This is a genomic window from Novosphingobium sediminis (genome assembly GCF_007991615.1).
Taxonomy (GTDB): domain Bacteria; phylum Pseudomonadota; class Alphaproteobacteria; order Sphingomonadales; family Sphingomonadaceae; genus Novosphingobium; species Novosphingobium sediminis.
Map to the genome: position 1 here is coordinate 173,466 of NZ_BJYR01000012.1, position 15,792 is coordinate 189,257.

Consider the following 15,792-nt stretch of genomic DNA (forward strand, 5'->3'; position numbering starts at 1 on the left):
GGCGATGCGGCTTGGGGGATGGCTGAACCGGTTGGCCTTCGCTGCCGCCGGAATGCTGGCGCTGCTGGGCACGGCGGCGCAGGCGGACGAAGGACCCAAGGATGCCGCGACGCGGCAGTGGTGGGCGCTGACTCGGGAGCTTTCCTCTGATGCCATGGAGGGCCGGGATACGGGCTCTCCGGGCTATGACCGGGCGGCGGCGATTGTTGCAAAGCGGTTTGCCGAGGCGGGGCTGAAGGCGGCGGGTGACGGCGGCGGCTGGTTCCAGACGATCACGTTCGAGGATTTGCGGCTTGATGAGGCGCGCTCGCGGCTTACGGTGGGAGGGCAGGCCCTGCGCTTCAACCGCGAGGTGCAGCTTTCACCTTCCGCGGCGACGCCCAAGTCGCTGACGGCGGCGGCGACGTTTCGCGGCTATTGCTCGCAGGCCGAAATTGCCGATGTGAAGGGGCAGCTGGTGGTCTGCTATGGCCGCCCAGCGCCGGCGCGCCTCAAGGGTTTTGACCGCTTGAAGGCGCTGCAGGATGCGGGCGCGGCGGGGATGCTGCTGATTGCCGCACCGGGCCTGCCGGGCGAGCCAATCCGGTGGCCGTTTGCCTATTCGCGCAGCGTGACGCCTCTGGAGGAGGTTGCGGTCGCGCGCGGCGGCGCCCCGTGGCTGCAAGGTGTGCTCAATCCGGACAGCCTTGCCCGGCTGACGGGACAGGCCGATGCGATCCTCAAGGCCGGGGCTGCGGGTGCTGACCTGCCGCGCGTGGAACTGGGCAAGGCAACGGGCGTGCTGACGGTAAACCGCCGTGTCACCCGCTCTGCCAATGTGCTGGGCTTGCTGCCGGGCACCGATCCGGCGCTGGCGGATCAGGCGATTGTCATTGCCGCGCACCTCGATGGCTATGGCCGCGGCGAGCCGGTGAAGGGCGACCGGATCTACAACGGTACGCTGGACGATGCGGCCTATGTTGCGCTGCTCGCGCGGTTTGCCGCGATGCACCGGGGCAAGGGGCTGAAGCGGCCGGTGATCTTGGCGGTGTTCACCGGCGAGGAGAAGGGGCTGTGGGGTTCGCGCTGGTTTGTGAAGCACCCGACCGTGCCGCTGAGCCGGATTGCGGCGGTGATCAACCTCGATCAGGTGCGCCCGCTTTATCCGCTGAAGCTTTTGTCGGTGCATGGCCTCAAGGAAAGTTCGCTTGGCGATCTCGTTCTGCAGGTGGCGAAGGCGCGCGGCATCGCGGTGCAGGAAGACCCCGAGCCTGAGCGCGACCTGCTGCGCCGATCGGACAACTGGCCGCTGATGCAGGCCTGCGTGCCGGGCACGAGCTTCGTTTTCGCGACCTATGACGATGCCTCGCGCGCGAAGTACCGCGATTGGTATGAGCGGCGTTATCACCATCCGGCAGATGATCTTTCGACCCCGATCGACTGGCAGGCGGCAAGCGATTTCAATGGCTTCTTCACCGCGCTGACCGAGGCGGCGGCGGATGCGCCCGGGCGGATCACATGGAACTGGGGGCTTGCGCCGCACCGTGCTGGGGCGGTGCGCTTCACCGATCTCGAGCCGCAGTATCAGCCGGGCAAATGCGAACTGGCCGTGCTGGAGACGCCCAAGGGCCAGCGCCCGGCGGCGGCGACCTATCTGACCGAGGCGTATCAGGCCGCGCATGCCGCGCTCTTTGCGAAGGGCGCCGTGCGCATCCAGCCCAAGGCTCCGGCGGGTAAGATCGGCTTTACCGAGACATGGGTGCTGCCGCCGAGCGTGGCAGATGCCGCCATCGCGCAGGCGGGCGGCGATCCGCGCAAGCTTGAGGCGCTGCTGGGGCTTGATGCGGGGTATCTCGGGGATGCGCCGGTGCGCGTCGATATTCCCGCGCCGCAGAACTACCGCATTCCTTCGGGCAACGAATACGCGGCGAACGCGTTCTGGCGGCCCGGCGGCATGACATGGGAAGGCGGCCTCCCCGAAGCAGTGATCGATCCGGTGCCGCCGGAGGGCTATGTCGTGACGCCGGTGTTCGGGAAGGCACCGTGACGCGCGAAGTGGTTTGCGATCTCGATGGCGTGGCGGTGCTGCGCGACGGCAGCGCGTGGTTCATCCGCTATGACGCGGGGGCGCACCAGATCGCGATGCGCGAGGATGGGATTTCCGCTGAGGAAGCGGCGCTGGCCATGAGCGGGCCGGAAGGCGCGGTGGAAGTGTTGTTTGCCTTGCAGCAGCGGCTGATCGCGGCGGGGATCAATCCCTACGCAGCGAACGCGCCGGAATAGGCAGCGCCCGCCTGCCGGAGCAGACGGGCGCGACGCCGTTCAATAAAAGATGTCGTAGATCGCGTCGACGACTTCGCCGGTGTAGATATCGACCAGCAGCGCGTCGTCATAGTAGCGTACCCAGCGGTACGGGCCCCAGGCCGGCGGCAGGCGATAGGCCCACGGATCGGCGATCCAGTATTGCTCGGCATAGAACGGGGCGCCGATGACCACGCCGATGCTGAAGCGACTGTAGGAATAGCCCCGCCACGGCGCGGAATAGAAGCCGAGGCTGAACACATCGCGGTGACGGTTGCGCCAGCCGGACCAGTTGTAGCGGTTGTCACGCCGCCAGCCGTCGCGGTCCCACGAACGCCAGCCGTTGTTGTTGTAGCCCCACGCGTTCCCGCGCCAGCCGTTGTTGCCGCGCCAGCGATTGTCATTGTCGCGCCAGCCGTTGTTGGAGCCCCAGCCATTGCCGCGGTTCTGCTGCCAATCGCGGCGGTCGCGGTCGCGGTCCCGGTTACGGTCTCCATCGCGGCGATCGCCATTGCCGGCCCATGCGCGGTTCGGATCGTTGCGCCACGAACCGTTGTCGTTGTGATACCAGCGGCTCTGACCCTGCTGGTTCGCCGTCTGGCCCCCGCGGCCTTCCGCCGGACGATTGCCGTCGCGGTTGCGGGCGGGATCGACATAGGTCGGATTGCGGCCCTGCCACGCGGGCGTGCTGCCCTGCGCAGCTTGCGGCGTTTGGGGCGCGCCATTGTTGGCCCAGCCGGGTCGGCCGAACGTGGGCTGGCCGGTGGGATAGGCGCCATTGCCGCGATCACCGCGTTCGCGGTCACCGCCGCCCTGCCATGCGGGACGGCTCTGCCCGCCGCCTTCGCGCTGCGGCGGCTGGGGCGATGAACTGCCTTGGGAGAAGGTGGGGCGGCCCGACCAACTCGGCTGCCGCTGCGGGGCTTGCGCCGGTGCGGCGCGCTCCATGCGCTCCATCCGGCCGGCCCCGCGCTCGCCGCGGTCCTGACGTTCCTGCGCAAAGGCGGCGCTGGGCAAAAGCACCGCGCTACCCAGCGCGAGGGCAAGAAGGGCTGAAGCGCTGTTCTTCAAAACGGACTTGGCGGCCATGGTCCCGGCTCCGGTTGTGGTTGGCCGCGACTCGCTCGGGGCCTCTCCTGCAACCGGACTATAGGAGCCGTGCTGTCGTATCGCTGAACCGTAACTCATTCGTTCGTTCATGTTTGCGCGATGAAACATGAACGAACGATAGGTCAACGCGTCAGCTTCTTGTAGGCGAGGCGCGTCGGGCGGTCTGCCGCGTCGCCCAGACGGCGGCGCTTGTCTTCCTCATAGGCTTCGAAGTTGCCTTCGAACCATTCGACGTGGCTGTTGCCCTCGAACGCGAGGATGTGTGTGGCGAGGCGATCGAGGAAGAAGCGGTCGTGGCTGATGACCACGGCGCAGCCGGCGAAGTTTTCGATGGCTTCTTCGAGCGCACGCAGGGTTTCGACGTCAAGGTCGTTGGTCGGTTCGTCGAGCAGGAGGACGTTGCCGCCCTGCTTGAGCATCTTGGCGATGTGGACGCGGTTGCGTTCACCACCGGAGAGCTTGCCGACGTTCTTCTGCTGGTCCTGACCCTTGAAGTTGAACGCGCCGACATAAGCGCGCGTGCTCATATCCTGCTTGTTGACCTTCATGTAATCGAGCCCGTCGGAGATTTCCTCCCAGACGTTCTTCTTGGGATCGAGGTGATCGCGGCTCTGGTCGACATAGCCGAGGCGCACCGTCTGGCCGATTTCGATCGTGCCTTCGTCGGGCTTTTCCTGGCCCGTGATAAGCTTGAACAGCGTGGACTTGCCCGCGCCGTTCGGCCCGATCACGCCGACGATGCCGCCGGGGGGAAGCAGGAACGAGAGGTTTTCGAACAGGAGCTTGTCGCCATAGGCCTTGGAGATATTCTTGGCCTCGATCACCTTGCCGCCGAGGCGTTCGGGGACCTGAATGACGATCTGCGCCTTGTTGATCACGCGGCTCTCGGTCGATTCAACCAGCTGATCGAACGCCTTGATGCGGGCCTTGCTCTTGGTCTGGCGGCCCTTGGTGCCGGCGCGAATCCACTCGAGTTCGTCCTTGATCGCCTTCTGCTTGCTGGTGTCTTCGCGCTCTTCCTGTTCGAGCCGCTTGGCCTTGGCTTCGAGGTAGGTCGAGTAGTTGCCTTCGTAGGGGAAGTACTTGCCGCGATCGAGTTCGAGGATCCACCCGACGACGTTATCGAGGAAGTAGCGGTCGTGGGTGATCATCAGCACCGCGCCGGCATAGTCCTTGAGGTGGTTTTCCAGCCAGTTGACGCTTTCGGCGTCGAGGTGGTTGGTCGGTTCGTCGAGCAGCAGGATCGAGGGCTTCTGGATCAGCAGGCGGGTGAGCGCGATGCGGCGCTTTTCACCGCCCGAGAGGTTGGTGACGGGCCAATCGCCCGGGGGGCAGCGCAGCGCTTCCATCGCGATCTGGAGCTGGTTGTCGAGCGTCCAGCCATCGACGGCGTCGATCTTGTCCTGAAGTTCGGCCATTTCAGCGCCGAGCGCATCGAAATCGGCGTCTTCCTCGGCCATCTCCATGCCGATCTGGTTGAACCTCTCGACCATGTCAGCGGTCGCGCGGGCGCCGTCCTTGACGTTTTCGAGCACGGTCTTGGTGGTATCGAGCTGGGGCTCCTGCTCGAGATAGCCGACCGTGATGTTCTCACCCGGCCATGCCTCGCCAGTAAAGTCCTTGTCGATGCCGGCCATGATCTTGATCAGCGTGGACTTGCCCGCGCCGTTGGGGCCGACGATGCCGATCTTGGCGCCCTGATAGAACTGCAGGCTGATATTGCTCAGCACCGGCTTGGGGGCGCCGGGGAAGGTCTTGGTCATGTTCTTCATGACGTAGGCGTACTGGGCGGCCATCGGTGGTCCTTGATCTCGAAAATAATGGAGTTGCGGCGCGCTCTACAGGGGCGCGGCGCAGCGGGCAAGCGGGGGCGAGGGGCCCTGCGGCGAAGGCTATCGAAATCGCGCGCGCTTTCCGTTAGGCGGTGGTCCTTTCGGGCCGGACCCGGCCTTTTCAGGAGTGCGAGACTATGACGATTTCACGCAAGCTGGCGCTCGCGGCCCTGATTGTTCCGACGCTGTTTCCCGGCGCTGCGATGGCGGCTCCGCCTGTTTCGCCAGCTTCGGACGATACGGCGTGGGAATTCATCGCCGGGCTCACCAGCGAAGTCGGCCAGCGGCTGGCCGGAAGCGAGGCGGAAGCGCGCGGGCGGGCCTGGGCGGCGGACAAGCTCAAGGCGCTGGGGTTCCGGAACGTGGCGATCGAGCCTGCCACCACGCGCGCCTATGTGCGCGGGACTGATACTGCCCGGCTGATCGCGCCGGTGCCGCAGAAGCTGGCGGTGACGGCGCTGGGCTTCAGCGGTACGACGCCGGATGCGGGCGTGGAAGCCGATGTGGTCTACTTTGCCTCGTTCGATGCGCTGAAGGCGGCTCCGGCGAGTTCGCTCGCGGGCAAGATCGTGTTCCTTGATCACGCGATGAAGGCAGCGCAGGATGGCAGCGGCTATGGGCCATATGGTCAGGCGCGGCGGGAAGGGCCGGCCGTTGCTTCGACCAAGGGCGCGGCGGCCATCGTGATCCGCTCCATCGGCACGGACAGCCACCGCAATCCGCATACCGGCGTCACCAATTTCCCGGCAGGCGTGGCGCCGATCCCGGCGGCGGCGATGTCGAACCCCGATGCCGACATGCTCGTGCGCCTGATCGGCAAGGGCCGCGCGCTGCGGATTGCGCTCACGCTGACGGGGCGGACGGCGGAGAGCTTGCCGACGGGCAACGTGATCGGCGAGTTGCCGGGGCGCAATCCGGCGCTGCCGCCGATCCTTGTGGGTTGCCATCTCGATAGCTGGGATCTTGGCACCGGCGCGCTCGATGATGGCGCGGGCTGCGCGATTGTGACCGCTGCCGCGCTGAAGGCTCAGAATGGCGGGCAGACCTTGCGTACGATCCGCGTGCTGCTGGCGGGCGCGGAAGAGATCGGCGCGGCGGGCGGCGCGGCTTATGCCAAGGCGCACCCGGAACGGCATGCGCTCGCCATGGAAAGCGATTCGGGCGCGGACCGCATCTGGCGCGTGGAAATGAAGTTTGCGCCGGCCAACGCCGCATTGGGGGACCGCGTGGCCGCCGCGCTGGCGCCGCTCGGGATCGTGCGCGGCAAGGGCGAGGTTGAAGGCGGGGCGGACGTCGGCTGGGTCATCACGGCGCAGAAGCTGGCGGCGATCGACCTGACGCAGGACATGACGCACTACTTCGACATCCACCACACGCCGGACGACACGCTCGACAAGATCGACCGCGCGGCGCTGACGCAGAATGTCGATGCGTGGGCGGCGGTGCTCGGCGTGGTGGCGAATGCGGCGGAGGATATCGCGCCGGTGGAGTGAGGCTGGCGCTCAGCCAGCCGTGCGCTGCTTGAAGAACGCGATGACGTCCTGCTCGACCTGCTTGGTGGCGCTGCCGGGCTCGTCGATCAGGTGCCATGTCAGCACCGAATGCGGCGCGATGGGGGCATCGGGGTTGGCGTCGGCGTCGGTGAGGTCGATGGTCTGGCATCGATCCCCGAAGGTTTCCCGGAGCATGGCGAAGCGCGCATCGGGCACAAGCTTGTCGCTCGTGAAACGCAGCGCCATCATCGAGAGGTCTTCCTCCTCGAAGCGGCGCTTGGCGCAGGCGATTTCTTCTGCGCTGGAATCGATCATCGCAGCGCCCTTGCCGCCCAACGGGAGCGAGGGCTGCGAGAGGACCGGCGCGACGACGGCGGGCTCGGTCATCATGGCAAGGGCAAAGCCGCCGGTGAGGCACATGCCAACCGCGCCGACTCCGCGCCCGCCGCAATCGGAGTGGGCCTTGCGGGCGAGCGCGCGCAGCCAGTCGACGATGCGGCTCGATTTGCCATTCGCCCAGACGTTGAATTCGCGGCGGACGCAGATGGTCCAGGCAAGCTGGCCCATGGCATAGGCCTGCGAGGGCACGCGCCCATCCTCGCCGAACAGGCTGGGGCAATAGACCGTCATCCCCTGCGCCGCGACGCGGTCTGCAAAGCGCAGCACCTGCGGGTGGAGGTTGGGGATTTCGTGCATGATGATGACGGCGGGGCCGGAACCCTTGCGCCAGACGCGGCGGGTGTAGGGGCCGTCAGTGAAATCGAACGCTTCGTAGCCCGCGAAGGCTTCGGGATTCTTCACGCGCTCTCCCCTCTCCTGCCTGCGCAGTTCGAGCCAACTGGTGTCCCGCTGAACCTGTTTGCTCCTCCCCCGGTCGGGGGAGGTTGGGTGGGGGTGACTGGAGCTTTCAGGAAATGCCGAACCCCCTCCCCCAACCCCTCCCCACAGGGGAGGGGAGCAGATAGGTATTGAGGATCCGGATCAGATGCGTTCGATGATGATCGCAGGGGCCATGCCGCCCGCAGCGCACATCGTGACGAGGCCGTAGCGACCGCCCGAGCGTTCGAGTTCATCGAGCGCGGTGCCGATGAGGATCGAGCCGGTCGCGCCGATCGGGTGGCCGAGCGCCATGGCGCCGCCGTTGATGTTCACCTTCTCGCGGTCGAGTTCGAGATCGCGGATGAACTTCTCGGCAACGACAGCGAAAGCCTCGTTGATTTCCCAGACGTCGATATCGTCCTTGGTGAGGCCGGCCTTGGCGAGAACCTTCTTGGCGGCAGGGACGGGGGCGTTGAGCATCAGCGTGGGATCATCGCCCTGGTTGGCATAGGCGACGATGCGCGCGCGCGGCTTGAGGCCATGCTTTTCGGCATAGGCGGGCGAGGTGATGAGGAGCGCGGCGGCGCCATCGACAACGCCCGACGAGTTGCCGGCGTGGTGGACGGGCTTGATGTCCACATCCGGATAGCGGCGGTTGATCTGCTTGCGGAAGGTGACGCCGCCGCCGAGATCAAAGTCCATCATCCCGGCGAACGCGGGCTTGAGGCTGGCTAGGCCTTCCGCGGTGGTTTCGGGGCGGGGGAATTCCTCGCGGTCCAGAGCGACGGTGCCGTCTTCGTTGTGGACGGGGACGACCGACTTGTTGAAGCGGCCTTCCTTGATCGCACGGTCGGCGCGCTGCTGGCTGACGAGGGCGAGCGCATCGAGCGCTTCACGGCTGATGCCTTCGATGGTGGCGATGGCATCGCCGCAGATGCCCTGGTGCGATTGCGGGTGGATTTCGTCGAGCGCCGTGTTGCCCGAGCCCATCAGGCGCGGCGCGAAGCCGGCGTTGGCCTGCGCTGCCGCGTGCGCTGCGGTGAAGCTCATCATTTCGGTGCCGCCGGCGATCACGCAATCTTCCATGCCCGACATAACGGTGGCCGCTGCAAGGTTCACAGCGGTGATGCCGCCGCCGCAGAACCGATCAAGCGTGGTGCCGCTGGCGCTGATGTTGAAGCCGGCGGCCAGCGCAGCCATGCGGCCGAGGTCGCCGCCCTGCTTGTCGACCTGCGACGAGGTCGACCAGATGATGTCGTCCACCGTGCCGGTGTCGAGATTGTTGCGCTCGGCGATCGCCTTCATCACCGTGGCGGCGAGATGCTGCGGATGCAGGTGCGACAGCGCGCCCTTGCCGGGCTTGCCAACCCCGCGGGGGGTGCGGACGGCGTCAATGATATAGGCTTCAGCCATTGTGACTCTCCCAGATACGTTAATCGAGCGATTAAACCGGGGCTGGCCGATGTGCAAGGGGGATCAGTACGGTTCGGCTTCAGGCTCCGGCGGAGCGGGCCATGGCTGCTGCCTCGGTTGAGGCGGCAGCGGCTTCTTCGGCCAGAATGCGCAGGGCCTCTGCGGTGTCGCTCAGCAGGCGCGCGCTCAGCGGCCGTTCCTGATTGATGAAGCGGCGGATCGCCCGTTCATCAATGCCGAGGCGGCGCGAGGCGGCTGTCGTGCCGCCAAACACCTGGATGCAGTGCGCGAAGTGGTCGGCGAGATGCTGCTGCGATGAATCTGTCATGGGTGTCCTTTCGCGCTGGCGGGCGATGCGCCTATAGGACCAGAGATGGACATAGCGGAAGACGATCCTGCCCTCAGCCGGGCGCAGCGCCGGGCGCTCAGGCGGATCTATAACGGGCGGACGGTGCCGATTCTGGCGGGTGGGCGGGAATTCCTGACCTTTCGGGAGGCGCGGGTGTGGCTGGTCACGCTGCCAGCGGGCGAGCGGGATGCGGCTTGCGCTGAAATGATCGCGCAAGCGAAGTAGGCGCCCTGCCGGGTCACTCGACAGCGGCGCTGAGCGCGGCTTATGGTGCACTTAGACGCTGACTTTGCGCTGACCCGGCCCACCCCGCTGCGACTAGCCTCGCTGCGCTCGGCAAGTCTCGCTCCCCTCCCGCATGCGGGAGGGGGTGGGGGTGGGCAATGGCGCAAGGTTCTGATTGACGCCGAAGGAGCCCCCGATGCTGCATCCCGACCTTCTGGAACAGGCGCGAAGCCTTGAGCCGCAGATTACCGCGCTGCGGCGGGCGATCCATGCCGAGCCGGAGCTGGGGCTGCATACGCCGCTGACACGCGACAAGGTGAAGGCGGCGCTGGCGCATCTGCCGCTGACATGGCGGGAAGGGCCTTCGACGACGGGGCTGGTCGCGACGCTGAAGTGCGGCGGAGGGAACGGCCGGCGGGTGCTGCTGCGGGGCGATATGGACGCGCTGGAGATGCCCGAGGAGACCGGGCTGGAGTTTGCCTCGCAGTTTGCGGGGCGGATGCATGCCTGCGGGCATGATGCCCACACCGCGATGCTGGCGGGCGCGGCAGAGCTGCTGTGTGCGCGGCGCGAGCACCTTGCAGGCGAAGTGCAGTTCATGTTCCAGCCGGGCGAGGAAGGGCACCACGGCGCGCGGTTCATGATCGATGACGGGCTGCTCGAACCCAAGGCGGATGCGGCCTTTGCGCTGCACATCATGCCCAACAGCCCGCACGGGATGATCGCGGGTCGCGCCGGGCCGCTGCTGGCTTCGGCTGACCGCTTCGAGATCACGGTGAAGGGCGATGGCGGCCATGCCTCGATGCCGCATGACACGCTGGATCCGATCCCGGTCGCCTGCGAGATCGTCAGCGCAATTCAGGCGATGGTGACGCGCAAGTTCTCGGTCGCCGATCCGGTGGTGGCGACGGTCTCGAAGATCGAGGCGGGGACGGCCTACAACGTGATTCCCGATAGCGCGCACCTGCTCGGCACCTTGCGCACGCTTTCGCCCGGGGCGCGGGCCAAGCTGCACGAGGCGCTGCCCACGCTGGTCAGCCATATCGCGGCGGCGCACGGGATGACGGCGACGACCGCGATCATTCCCGGCTTCCCGGTGACGATCTGCGATGCCCGCGCGGTCGATCTGGGCGCGGCCGTGGCGGAGGAGATCGGCGGCGAGGGCTGTTTCCACCGGCTGGCGCATCCGATCATGGGCGCGGAGGATTTCTCCTATGTGCTGGAGCAGACGCCGGGGGCGATGTTCTTCCTTGGCGTCGCGCCGCAGGGGGCCGACTGGAAGAGCTGCTGTTCGATCCACTCGACGCGGATGATGCTGGACGAAAGCGTGATGCCGCTGGGCAGCGCGATGCTGGCGGGATGCGCGGAGCGGTTTCTGAGCGAAGGGTTTGCTTGAGGTGTGGCGTTGGCGCAGCTGATCTGACAAAGACCCCGGCCATGGAAAACCGCGTTCTGCCGCTCTCCGGCATTCACAACTTTCGCGACTATGGCGGCTACCGCGCGCGCGGCGGCACGCTGCGCACTGGGCACCTGTGGCGTTCGGGGCATCATTTCGATGCGACTCCGGACGATCTCGAAGCAGTGCACCGCATTGGCATCGCGCGGGTGATCGACCTGCGCGGCGATAGCGAACGCGCGCAGTTTCCCTGCCTGCGCCACGAGGAGTGGGCCGGGCAGGTGGTGTTTCACCCCGGCGAGACGGCGGGGGACCACGGGAAAGCCGTGCACGACGAGGCAGCGGCGGGCGTGCGCACGGCGGACGATGCGCGATATGCGATGGTCAAGCTCTACGACAAGCTGCCGTTCCGTCCGGTGCTGGTGGGCACGTTCAAGCTCTATCTGCAGACGCTGGCCGCGGACCATGGGCCGAGCCTGCTGCACTGCTTTGCGGGCAAGGACCGCACCGGCGTGGGCGCGGCGATCGTGCATCGGTTGCTCGGCGTGCATGCCGACGACGTGATGGCGGACTACCTTCTGACCAACACCGCGGGCAATTCCGAGGCGCGTATCGCCGCAGCCGCGACCAATGTGCGCGCGAGCTTCGGTCCTAAGATGACCGACGATGCGCTGCGGACGATCATGTCGGTCCAGCCGGAGTTTCTGGACAGCGCGTTTGCCGCGATGGAGCGCGAACACGGGAGGTTCGAGGCCTATGCCGAGGCGGTGCTTGGCGCTGACGCGGCGCTGGTGGCGCGGCTGGAGGAACGGCTGGTCGTGTGACCGAGATGGCCCAGCCGTTTTGGCTGGTGCTTCGACGCGGTCGCATGAGTGGTAATTTCTTGGCGAACCACGCTCGAATTCGCTTTCCGGCTTCTACGCCCGCGTCATCACCACTGCATCGAAGCGTCGATCTGCGAGGTCTTCCGGGGTGATCCAGAACTGGAGCGCGCTGCCGCCGAAGTGGTGGCCGAGCGCCGGATTGCTCGGCAGTTCGAGCAAGAGCAGGTGCGTGCCAGCGAGTTCCGCCTCGCCGCTCGCGGGGGCGAGGAGGCGGGCAGGTGGGGGCGCAATCACGCCTTCGGGGGTGCGGCGCGCCAGCGCGTGGCGATAGGCAACGCGGGCGGTAACCTCTTCGGGGAACTTCGCGGCTTCCTGCGGGGAGGCGTGGAGCGTCGTTTCGATCGCTGCTTCGACCGCGGCGGGCATGACATGTTCGGCCAGTGCACGGTGAGTCGAGAGCCAGTCCCAGAACGCCTTGCGCACGGGCGGGGCGAGCGCGGTGAGCGCAGGGTTGTTCAGCGCGTGATCGAACCAGGCCTGCGCTTCCTCGCGCACGGCCTTGAGTTCGGCGGCGCGTTCATCAGCCTCAAGGCCGGGGTAGGGATCATCGAGGACCGTGCGCGATGCGCGGTCCGCTTCGCGCACCAGTGCGGCGGCGGCGATCTGGACGGTGATCCAGTCCTGCGGATAGCCGTACCACAGCGGTTCGAAACCTTGGCCGTCCGGCCCGTGGAAATCGGCGGGGGTGATCGCGGGGGCGAGTTCGTCCACGCCTTGCGCGGCAAGCATCGCACGCGCGGTGGCGGCGTTGTGCGGCCAGCCGGGCGAATCCGATTCGGCAAGCGCGATCAGCCGCGGCGCGACCGGCCAGCGGGGGAGCACCTGCGTGCCGTGCTCGGGCGTGAGCGCCCAGGGCCAGACCAGCGCGGCCTCGTCGCCATAGGCCATCGCGAGGGCTGGCGGCACATCGAGCGCATGCCACGGTGTGCCGGCATAGCCCTGTGCATGGATGATGCGGAAAGCTTCGCCCGCGCCCCAATCGAGATCAAGGAACACCGCAAGCGCGCCTTCGGAGGGCAGGAGGCCAAGGCCTGCTTCGTCCGGTACTTCGGCCAGATCGAGCTGGAGCAGGAAGTGGAGCGGCTTGCCGGTGGCGGGGTTCAAGGGCCACTCGGCGGCACCGGGTAGCACCGGCGTGCCGCCCAGCCAGCTGCGTCCTTCAGGTGCGCGGTTTGGCGGGAAGTGCTGGCGCAGGACCACCGCTTGCTGCCTGACGGTCGCGAGTGGAGAATGTAGCGCCGCCGCCGCTGGTGCCGGTTCGGAAGCGGGCAGTTCGGGTTCGGGCTCGAGATAATCGGGATCGGGCAGCGCGTTGGCGGCTTCGGCTTCGGCGAGCGAGGCGGCGGAAATCAGGCGGCTGCGGCCAGTCTTGACGGGGAGCGGCTCATGCTCGGGTTCCGGTTCCGGCTCGTCCGCGCCTTTTCTGCGCTTCGCCTTCTTCGGTTTCCGGGGCTTTTCGGGCTTGGGTTCCTGCTGCGCACGCTGGCGCAGCCAGTACCAGATCAGCGCGATGAGCCCCAGCGCGCTGGTGATGAACATGGCAAAGATAGCGACGAGAGCCGACACGCGTTCACCTTTTTGGTGTTACGCTGCTGTATTCTGCCCAAATCTGCAAGAAATGGTTAAATTTGGCTGAAGTTGGCGCTTCGGAATGGGCTGAGGGCGCTGCCTGTGGCTGCTCTGGCCTTCCGCCTTCGGGGGGCAGGAATGGCGGGGGACGGAGTGACAAAAAAAGGGGCGGGAGATGATCCCGCCCCTTTTTCATGCCAGCCCGGTTTGGCTCAGGCTTCGGCGGCCATTGCCGCTTCGAGATTCCCGACGATGGCTTCGAAAAACTTCTCGGTGGTCATCCACGGCTGGTTGGGGCCGATGAGGATGGCGAGGTCCTTGGTCATTGCGCCGCTCTCGACGGTCTCGATGCAGACGCGCTCGAGCGTTTCGGCGAACTTCACCACTTCCGGCGTCTCGTCGAACTTGCCGCGATAGATCAGGCCGCGGGTCCACGCGAAGATCGAGGCGATCGGGTTGGTCGAGGTGGCCTTGCCCTGCTGGTGCTGGCGGTAGTGGCGCGTCACGGTGCCGTGAGCGGCTTCGGCCTCGATCGTCTTGCCATCGGGCGACATCAGGACCGAGGTCATCAGGCCGAGCGAGCCGAAGCCCTGCGCCACGGTGTCCGACTGCACGTCGCCATCGTAGTTCTTGCAGGCCCAGACGAACTTGCCCGACCACTTGAGCGCCGAGGCGACCATGTCGTCGATCAGGCGGTGTTCGTAGACGATATCGGCGGCCTTGAACTTCTCGGCGAAGCCTTCGGTTTCGAACACTTCCTGGAACAGATCCTTGAAGCGGCCGTCATAGGCCTTGAGGATGGTGTTCTTGGTCGAGAGGTAGACGGGCCAACCGAGGCCGAGGCCGTAGTTGAACGAAGCGCGGGCGAAATCGCGGATCGAATCGTCGAGGTTGTACATCGCCATGGCGACGCCGGCGCTCGGGAAGTCGAACACGTCGAGGTCGATCTTCTCGCCGTTGTCACCATCCCACACGAGGCGCAGCTTGCCCGGGCCCGGGATGAGCGTGTCGGTCGCCTTGTACTGATCGCCGAACGCATGACGGCCGACTACGATGGGGTCGGTCCAGCCCGGCACGAGGCGGGGGACGTTCTGGATCACGATGGGTTCGCGGAACACGACGCCGCCGAGGATGTTGCGGATCGTGCCGTTGGGCGACTTCCACATCTTCTTGAGCTTGAATTCCTCGACGCGGGCTTCGTCCGGCGTGATCGTGGCGCACTTCACGCCGACGCCGTACTGCTTGATCGCGTTGGCCGAATCGATGGTGATCTGGTCGCCGGTCTCGTCGCGCTTCTCGACCGAGAGGTCATAGTACTTCAGATCGATATCGAGGTAGGGAAGGATCAGACGTTCACGGATCCACTGCCAGATGATCCGCGTCATTTCGTCGCCGTCGAGCTCGACGACAGGATTCTTCACCTTGATCTTTGCCATGGTTTTCGTGCCTTCCCCGGGGAGAGTTCCAAAAAATTTGCCGTTCCTTAGCAGGAGCTTCGGTGCGCGCAAGCGGGTGACTTTCACCAAAGGGCATGTGCGGCGGCGATTCGCGTTCTTTGGGTCTGGACAGGGTGCAGGAGCGGGCTCTAGACATTTAACCAAGCGATTAAGCGCTACCCGAGGAGAGATGCCGTGAGCGATGCACCCGAAGTCCTGACCGAAGTGGACGGCAACGTCCTGATCGTCACGATCAACCGGCCCGATGCCAAGAACGCGATGACCAAGGCTGCGGCCGAAGGGATTGCCGCCGCGATGGACCGCCTCGATGCCGAGACGGACCTGCGCTGCGCGATCCTGACCGGTGCTGGCGGTACATTCTGCTCGGGCATGGACCTCAAGGGCTTCCTCCGCGGCGAGCGGCCGAGCGTGCCGGGCCGCGGTTTTGGCGGGCTTTCGCAGTGGACGCCGAAGAAGCCGATCATCGCGGCGGTCGATGGCTATGCGCTGGCGGGCGGCATGGAACTGGCGCTTTCTTGCGACCTCATCGTTGCCAGCAAGGGTTCGAAGTTCGGCATTCCCGAAGCGAAGCGCGGCCTTGCCGCAGCGGCTGGCGGCCTCATCAAGCTGCCCCGCCAGATCCCGCCGCGCATCGCGATGGAACTGGCGCTGACCGGCGACTTCATCGACGCGGAGCGCGCCTATGCGCTGGGCTTCATCAACGAACTGACCGAAGGCCCCTCGATTAATGCTGCCAAGGCGCTCGCCGCTCGCGTCGCCGCCAATGGCCCGCTGGCGCTGATCGCTTCCAAGGCGATCGTGCGCGATTCGCATGAGTGGACCGAGGCCGAGATGTGGGACAAGCAGGAAGCCTATATCGCGCCGGTGTTCACCTCGCAGGATGCGCGTGAAGGCGCGCTGGCGTTTGCCGAGAAGCGCAAGCCCAACTGGCAGGGGAAGTAAGACTTTGACCTGATCCCGGATCC

Annotated in this window: 14 protein-coding genes; 7 read left to right on the top strand and 7 right to left on the bottom strand. The window is 66.2% G+C overall.

The window, feature by feature from the left end; translation table 11 throughout:
* The first annotated feature begins 4 nt into the window (after nt 1-4).
* Complete coding sequence (locus NSE01_RS09250) at nt 5-2,026, top strand: M28 family peptidase (protein WP_147159302.1); 2,022 nt, start codon at nt 5-7, stop codon at nt 2,024-2,026.
* The gene (locus NSE01_RS09255) at nt 2,023-2,262 is read left to right on the top strand and encodes a hypothetical protein (RefSeq protein ID WP_147159303.1); all 240 of its coding nucleotides are present in this window, start codon (nt 2,023-2,025) and stop codon (nt 2,260-2,262) included. The genes NSE01_RS09250 and NSE01_RS09255 overlap by 4 nt, the downstream gene beginning before the upstream one ends.
* Nucleotides 2,263-2,301: 39 nt before the next feature.
* Here the strand turns inward: NSE01_RS09255 and NSE01_RS09260 are convergent, their stop codons facing one another.
* Both NSE01_RS09260 and ettA read right to left on the bottom strand, forming a co-directional pair.
* Entirely contained in the window at nt 2,302-3,369 is a 1,068-nt protein-coding gene (locus tag NSE01_RS09260) for an RcnB family protein (RefSeq protein WP_147159304.1), read from the bottom strand.
* 143 nt (nt 3,370-3,512) lie between these two features.
* Nucleotides 3,513-5,186, bottom strand: a complete 1,674-nt coding sequence (gene ettA, locus NSE01_RS09265) for an energy-dependent translational throttle protein EttA (RefSeq protein WP_147159305.1) — start codon at nt 5,184-5,186, stop codon at nt 3,513-3,515.
* Between the two features lie 173 nt (nt 5,187-5,359).
* Here ettA and NSE01_RS09270 point away from each other — a divergent pair, with 173 nt between their 5' ends.
* On the top strand, nt 5,360-6,715 hold the full coding sequence (locus tag NSE01_RS09270) for a M28 family peptidase (RefSeq protein ID WP_147159306.1): 1,356 nt from the start codon (nt 5,360-5,362) through the stop codon (nt 6,713-6,715).
* A 9-nt stretch (nt 6,716-6,724) separates the two neighbouring features.
* Here NSE01_RS09270 and NSE01_RS09275 read toward each other — a convergent pair whose 3' ends face one another.
* From NSE01_RS09275 to NSE01_RS09285, 3 genes are all read right to left on the bottom strand, one after another.
* Nucleotides 6,725-7,516 carry a dienelactone hydrolase family protein gene (locus NSE01_RS09275; RefSeq protein ID WP_246135131.1) on the bottom strand — a complete coding sequence of 264 codons (792 nt, stop codon included), beginning with the start codon at nt 7,514-7,516 and terminating at the stop codon, nt 6,725-6,727.
* Between the two features lie 180 nt (nt 7,517-7,696).
* The gene (locus NSE01_RS09280; protein ID WP_147159307.1) at nt 7,697-8,947 is read right to left on the bottom strand and encodes an acetyl-CoA C-acetyltransferase; all 1,251 of its coding nucleotides are present in this window, start codon (nt 8,945-8,947) and stop codon (nt 7,697-7,699) included.
* 79 nt (nt 8,948-9,026) lie between these two features.
* Nucleotides 9,027-9,275 carry a hypothetical protein gene (locus tag NSE01_RS09285; RefSeq protein ID WP_147159308.1) on the bottom strand — a complete coding sequence of 83 codons (249 nt, stop codon included), beginning with the start codon at nt 9,273-9,275 and terminating at the stop codon, nt 9,027-9,029.
* Nucleotides 9,276-9,320: 45 nt separating this feature from the next.
* On the opposite strand from NSE01_RS09285, the gene NSE01_RS09290 reads away from it, so the two are divergent.
* From NSE01_RS09290 to NSE01_RS09300, 3 genes are all read left to right on the top strand, one after another.
* Nucleotides 9,321-9,521, top strand: coding sequence for a hypothetical protein (locus NSE01_RS09290; RefSeq protein WP_147159309.1), 201 nt, complete (start codon nt 9,321-9,323; stop codon nt 9,519-9,521).
* Nucleotides 9,522-9,717: 196 nt separating this feature from the next.
* On the top strand, nt 9,718-10,917 hold the full coding sequence (locus tag NSE01_RS09295; protein ID WP_147159310.1) for a M20 metallopeptidase family protein: 1,200 nt from the start codon (nt 9,718-9,720) through the stop codon (nt 10,915-10,917).
* A 41-nt stretch (nt 10,918-10,958) separates the two neighbouring features.
* Nucleotides 10,959-11,741: a tyrosine-protein phosphatase gene (locus tag NSE01_RS09300; RefSeq protein WP_147159311.1), complete on the top strand. Its 783-nt coding sequence runs from the start codon at nt 10,959-10,961 to the stop codon at nt 11,739-11,741.
* A 93-nt stretch (nt 11,742-11,834) separates the two neighbouring features.
* Here the strand turns inward: NSE01_RS09300 and NSE01_RS09305 are convergent, their stop codons facing one another.
* A complete protein-coding gene (locus tag NSE01_RS09305; protein WP_147159312.1) occupies nt 11,835-13,367 on the bottom strand; it encodes a DUF1963 domain-containing protein in 1,533 nt (510 codons plus the stop codon).
* 215 nt (nt 13,368-13,582) lie between these two features.
* A complete protein-coding gene (locus tag NSE01_RS09310) occupies nt 13,583-14,806 on the bottom strand; it encodes an NADP-dependent isocitrate dehydrogenase (protein ID WP_147159313.1) in 1,224 nt (407 codons plus the stop codon).
* Nucleotides 14,807-15,001: 195 nt separating this feature from the next.
* Between NSE01_RS09310 and NSE01_RS09315 the strand changes: the two genes are divergently transcribed.
* Complete coding sequence (locus NSE01_RS09315; protein WP_147159314.1) at nt 15,002-15,769, top strand: crotonase/enoyl-CoA hydratase family protein; 768 nt, start codon at nt 15,002-15,004, stop codon at nt 15,767-15,769.
* Nucleotides 15,770-15,792 lie beyond the last annotated feature (23 nt).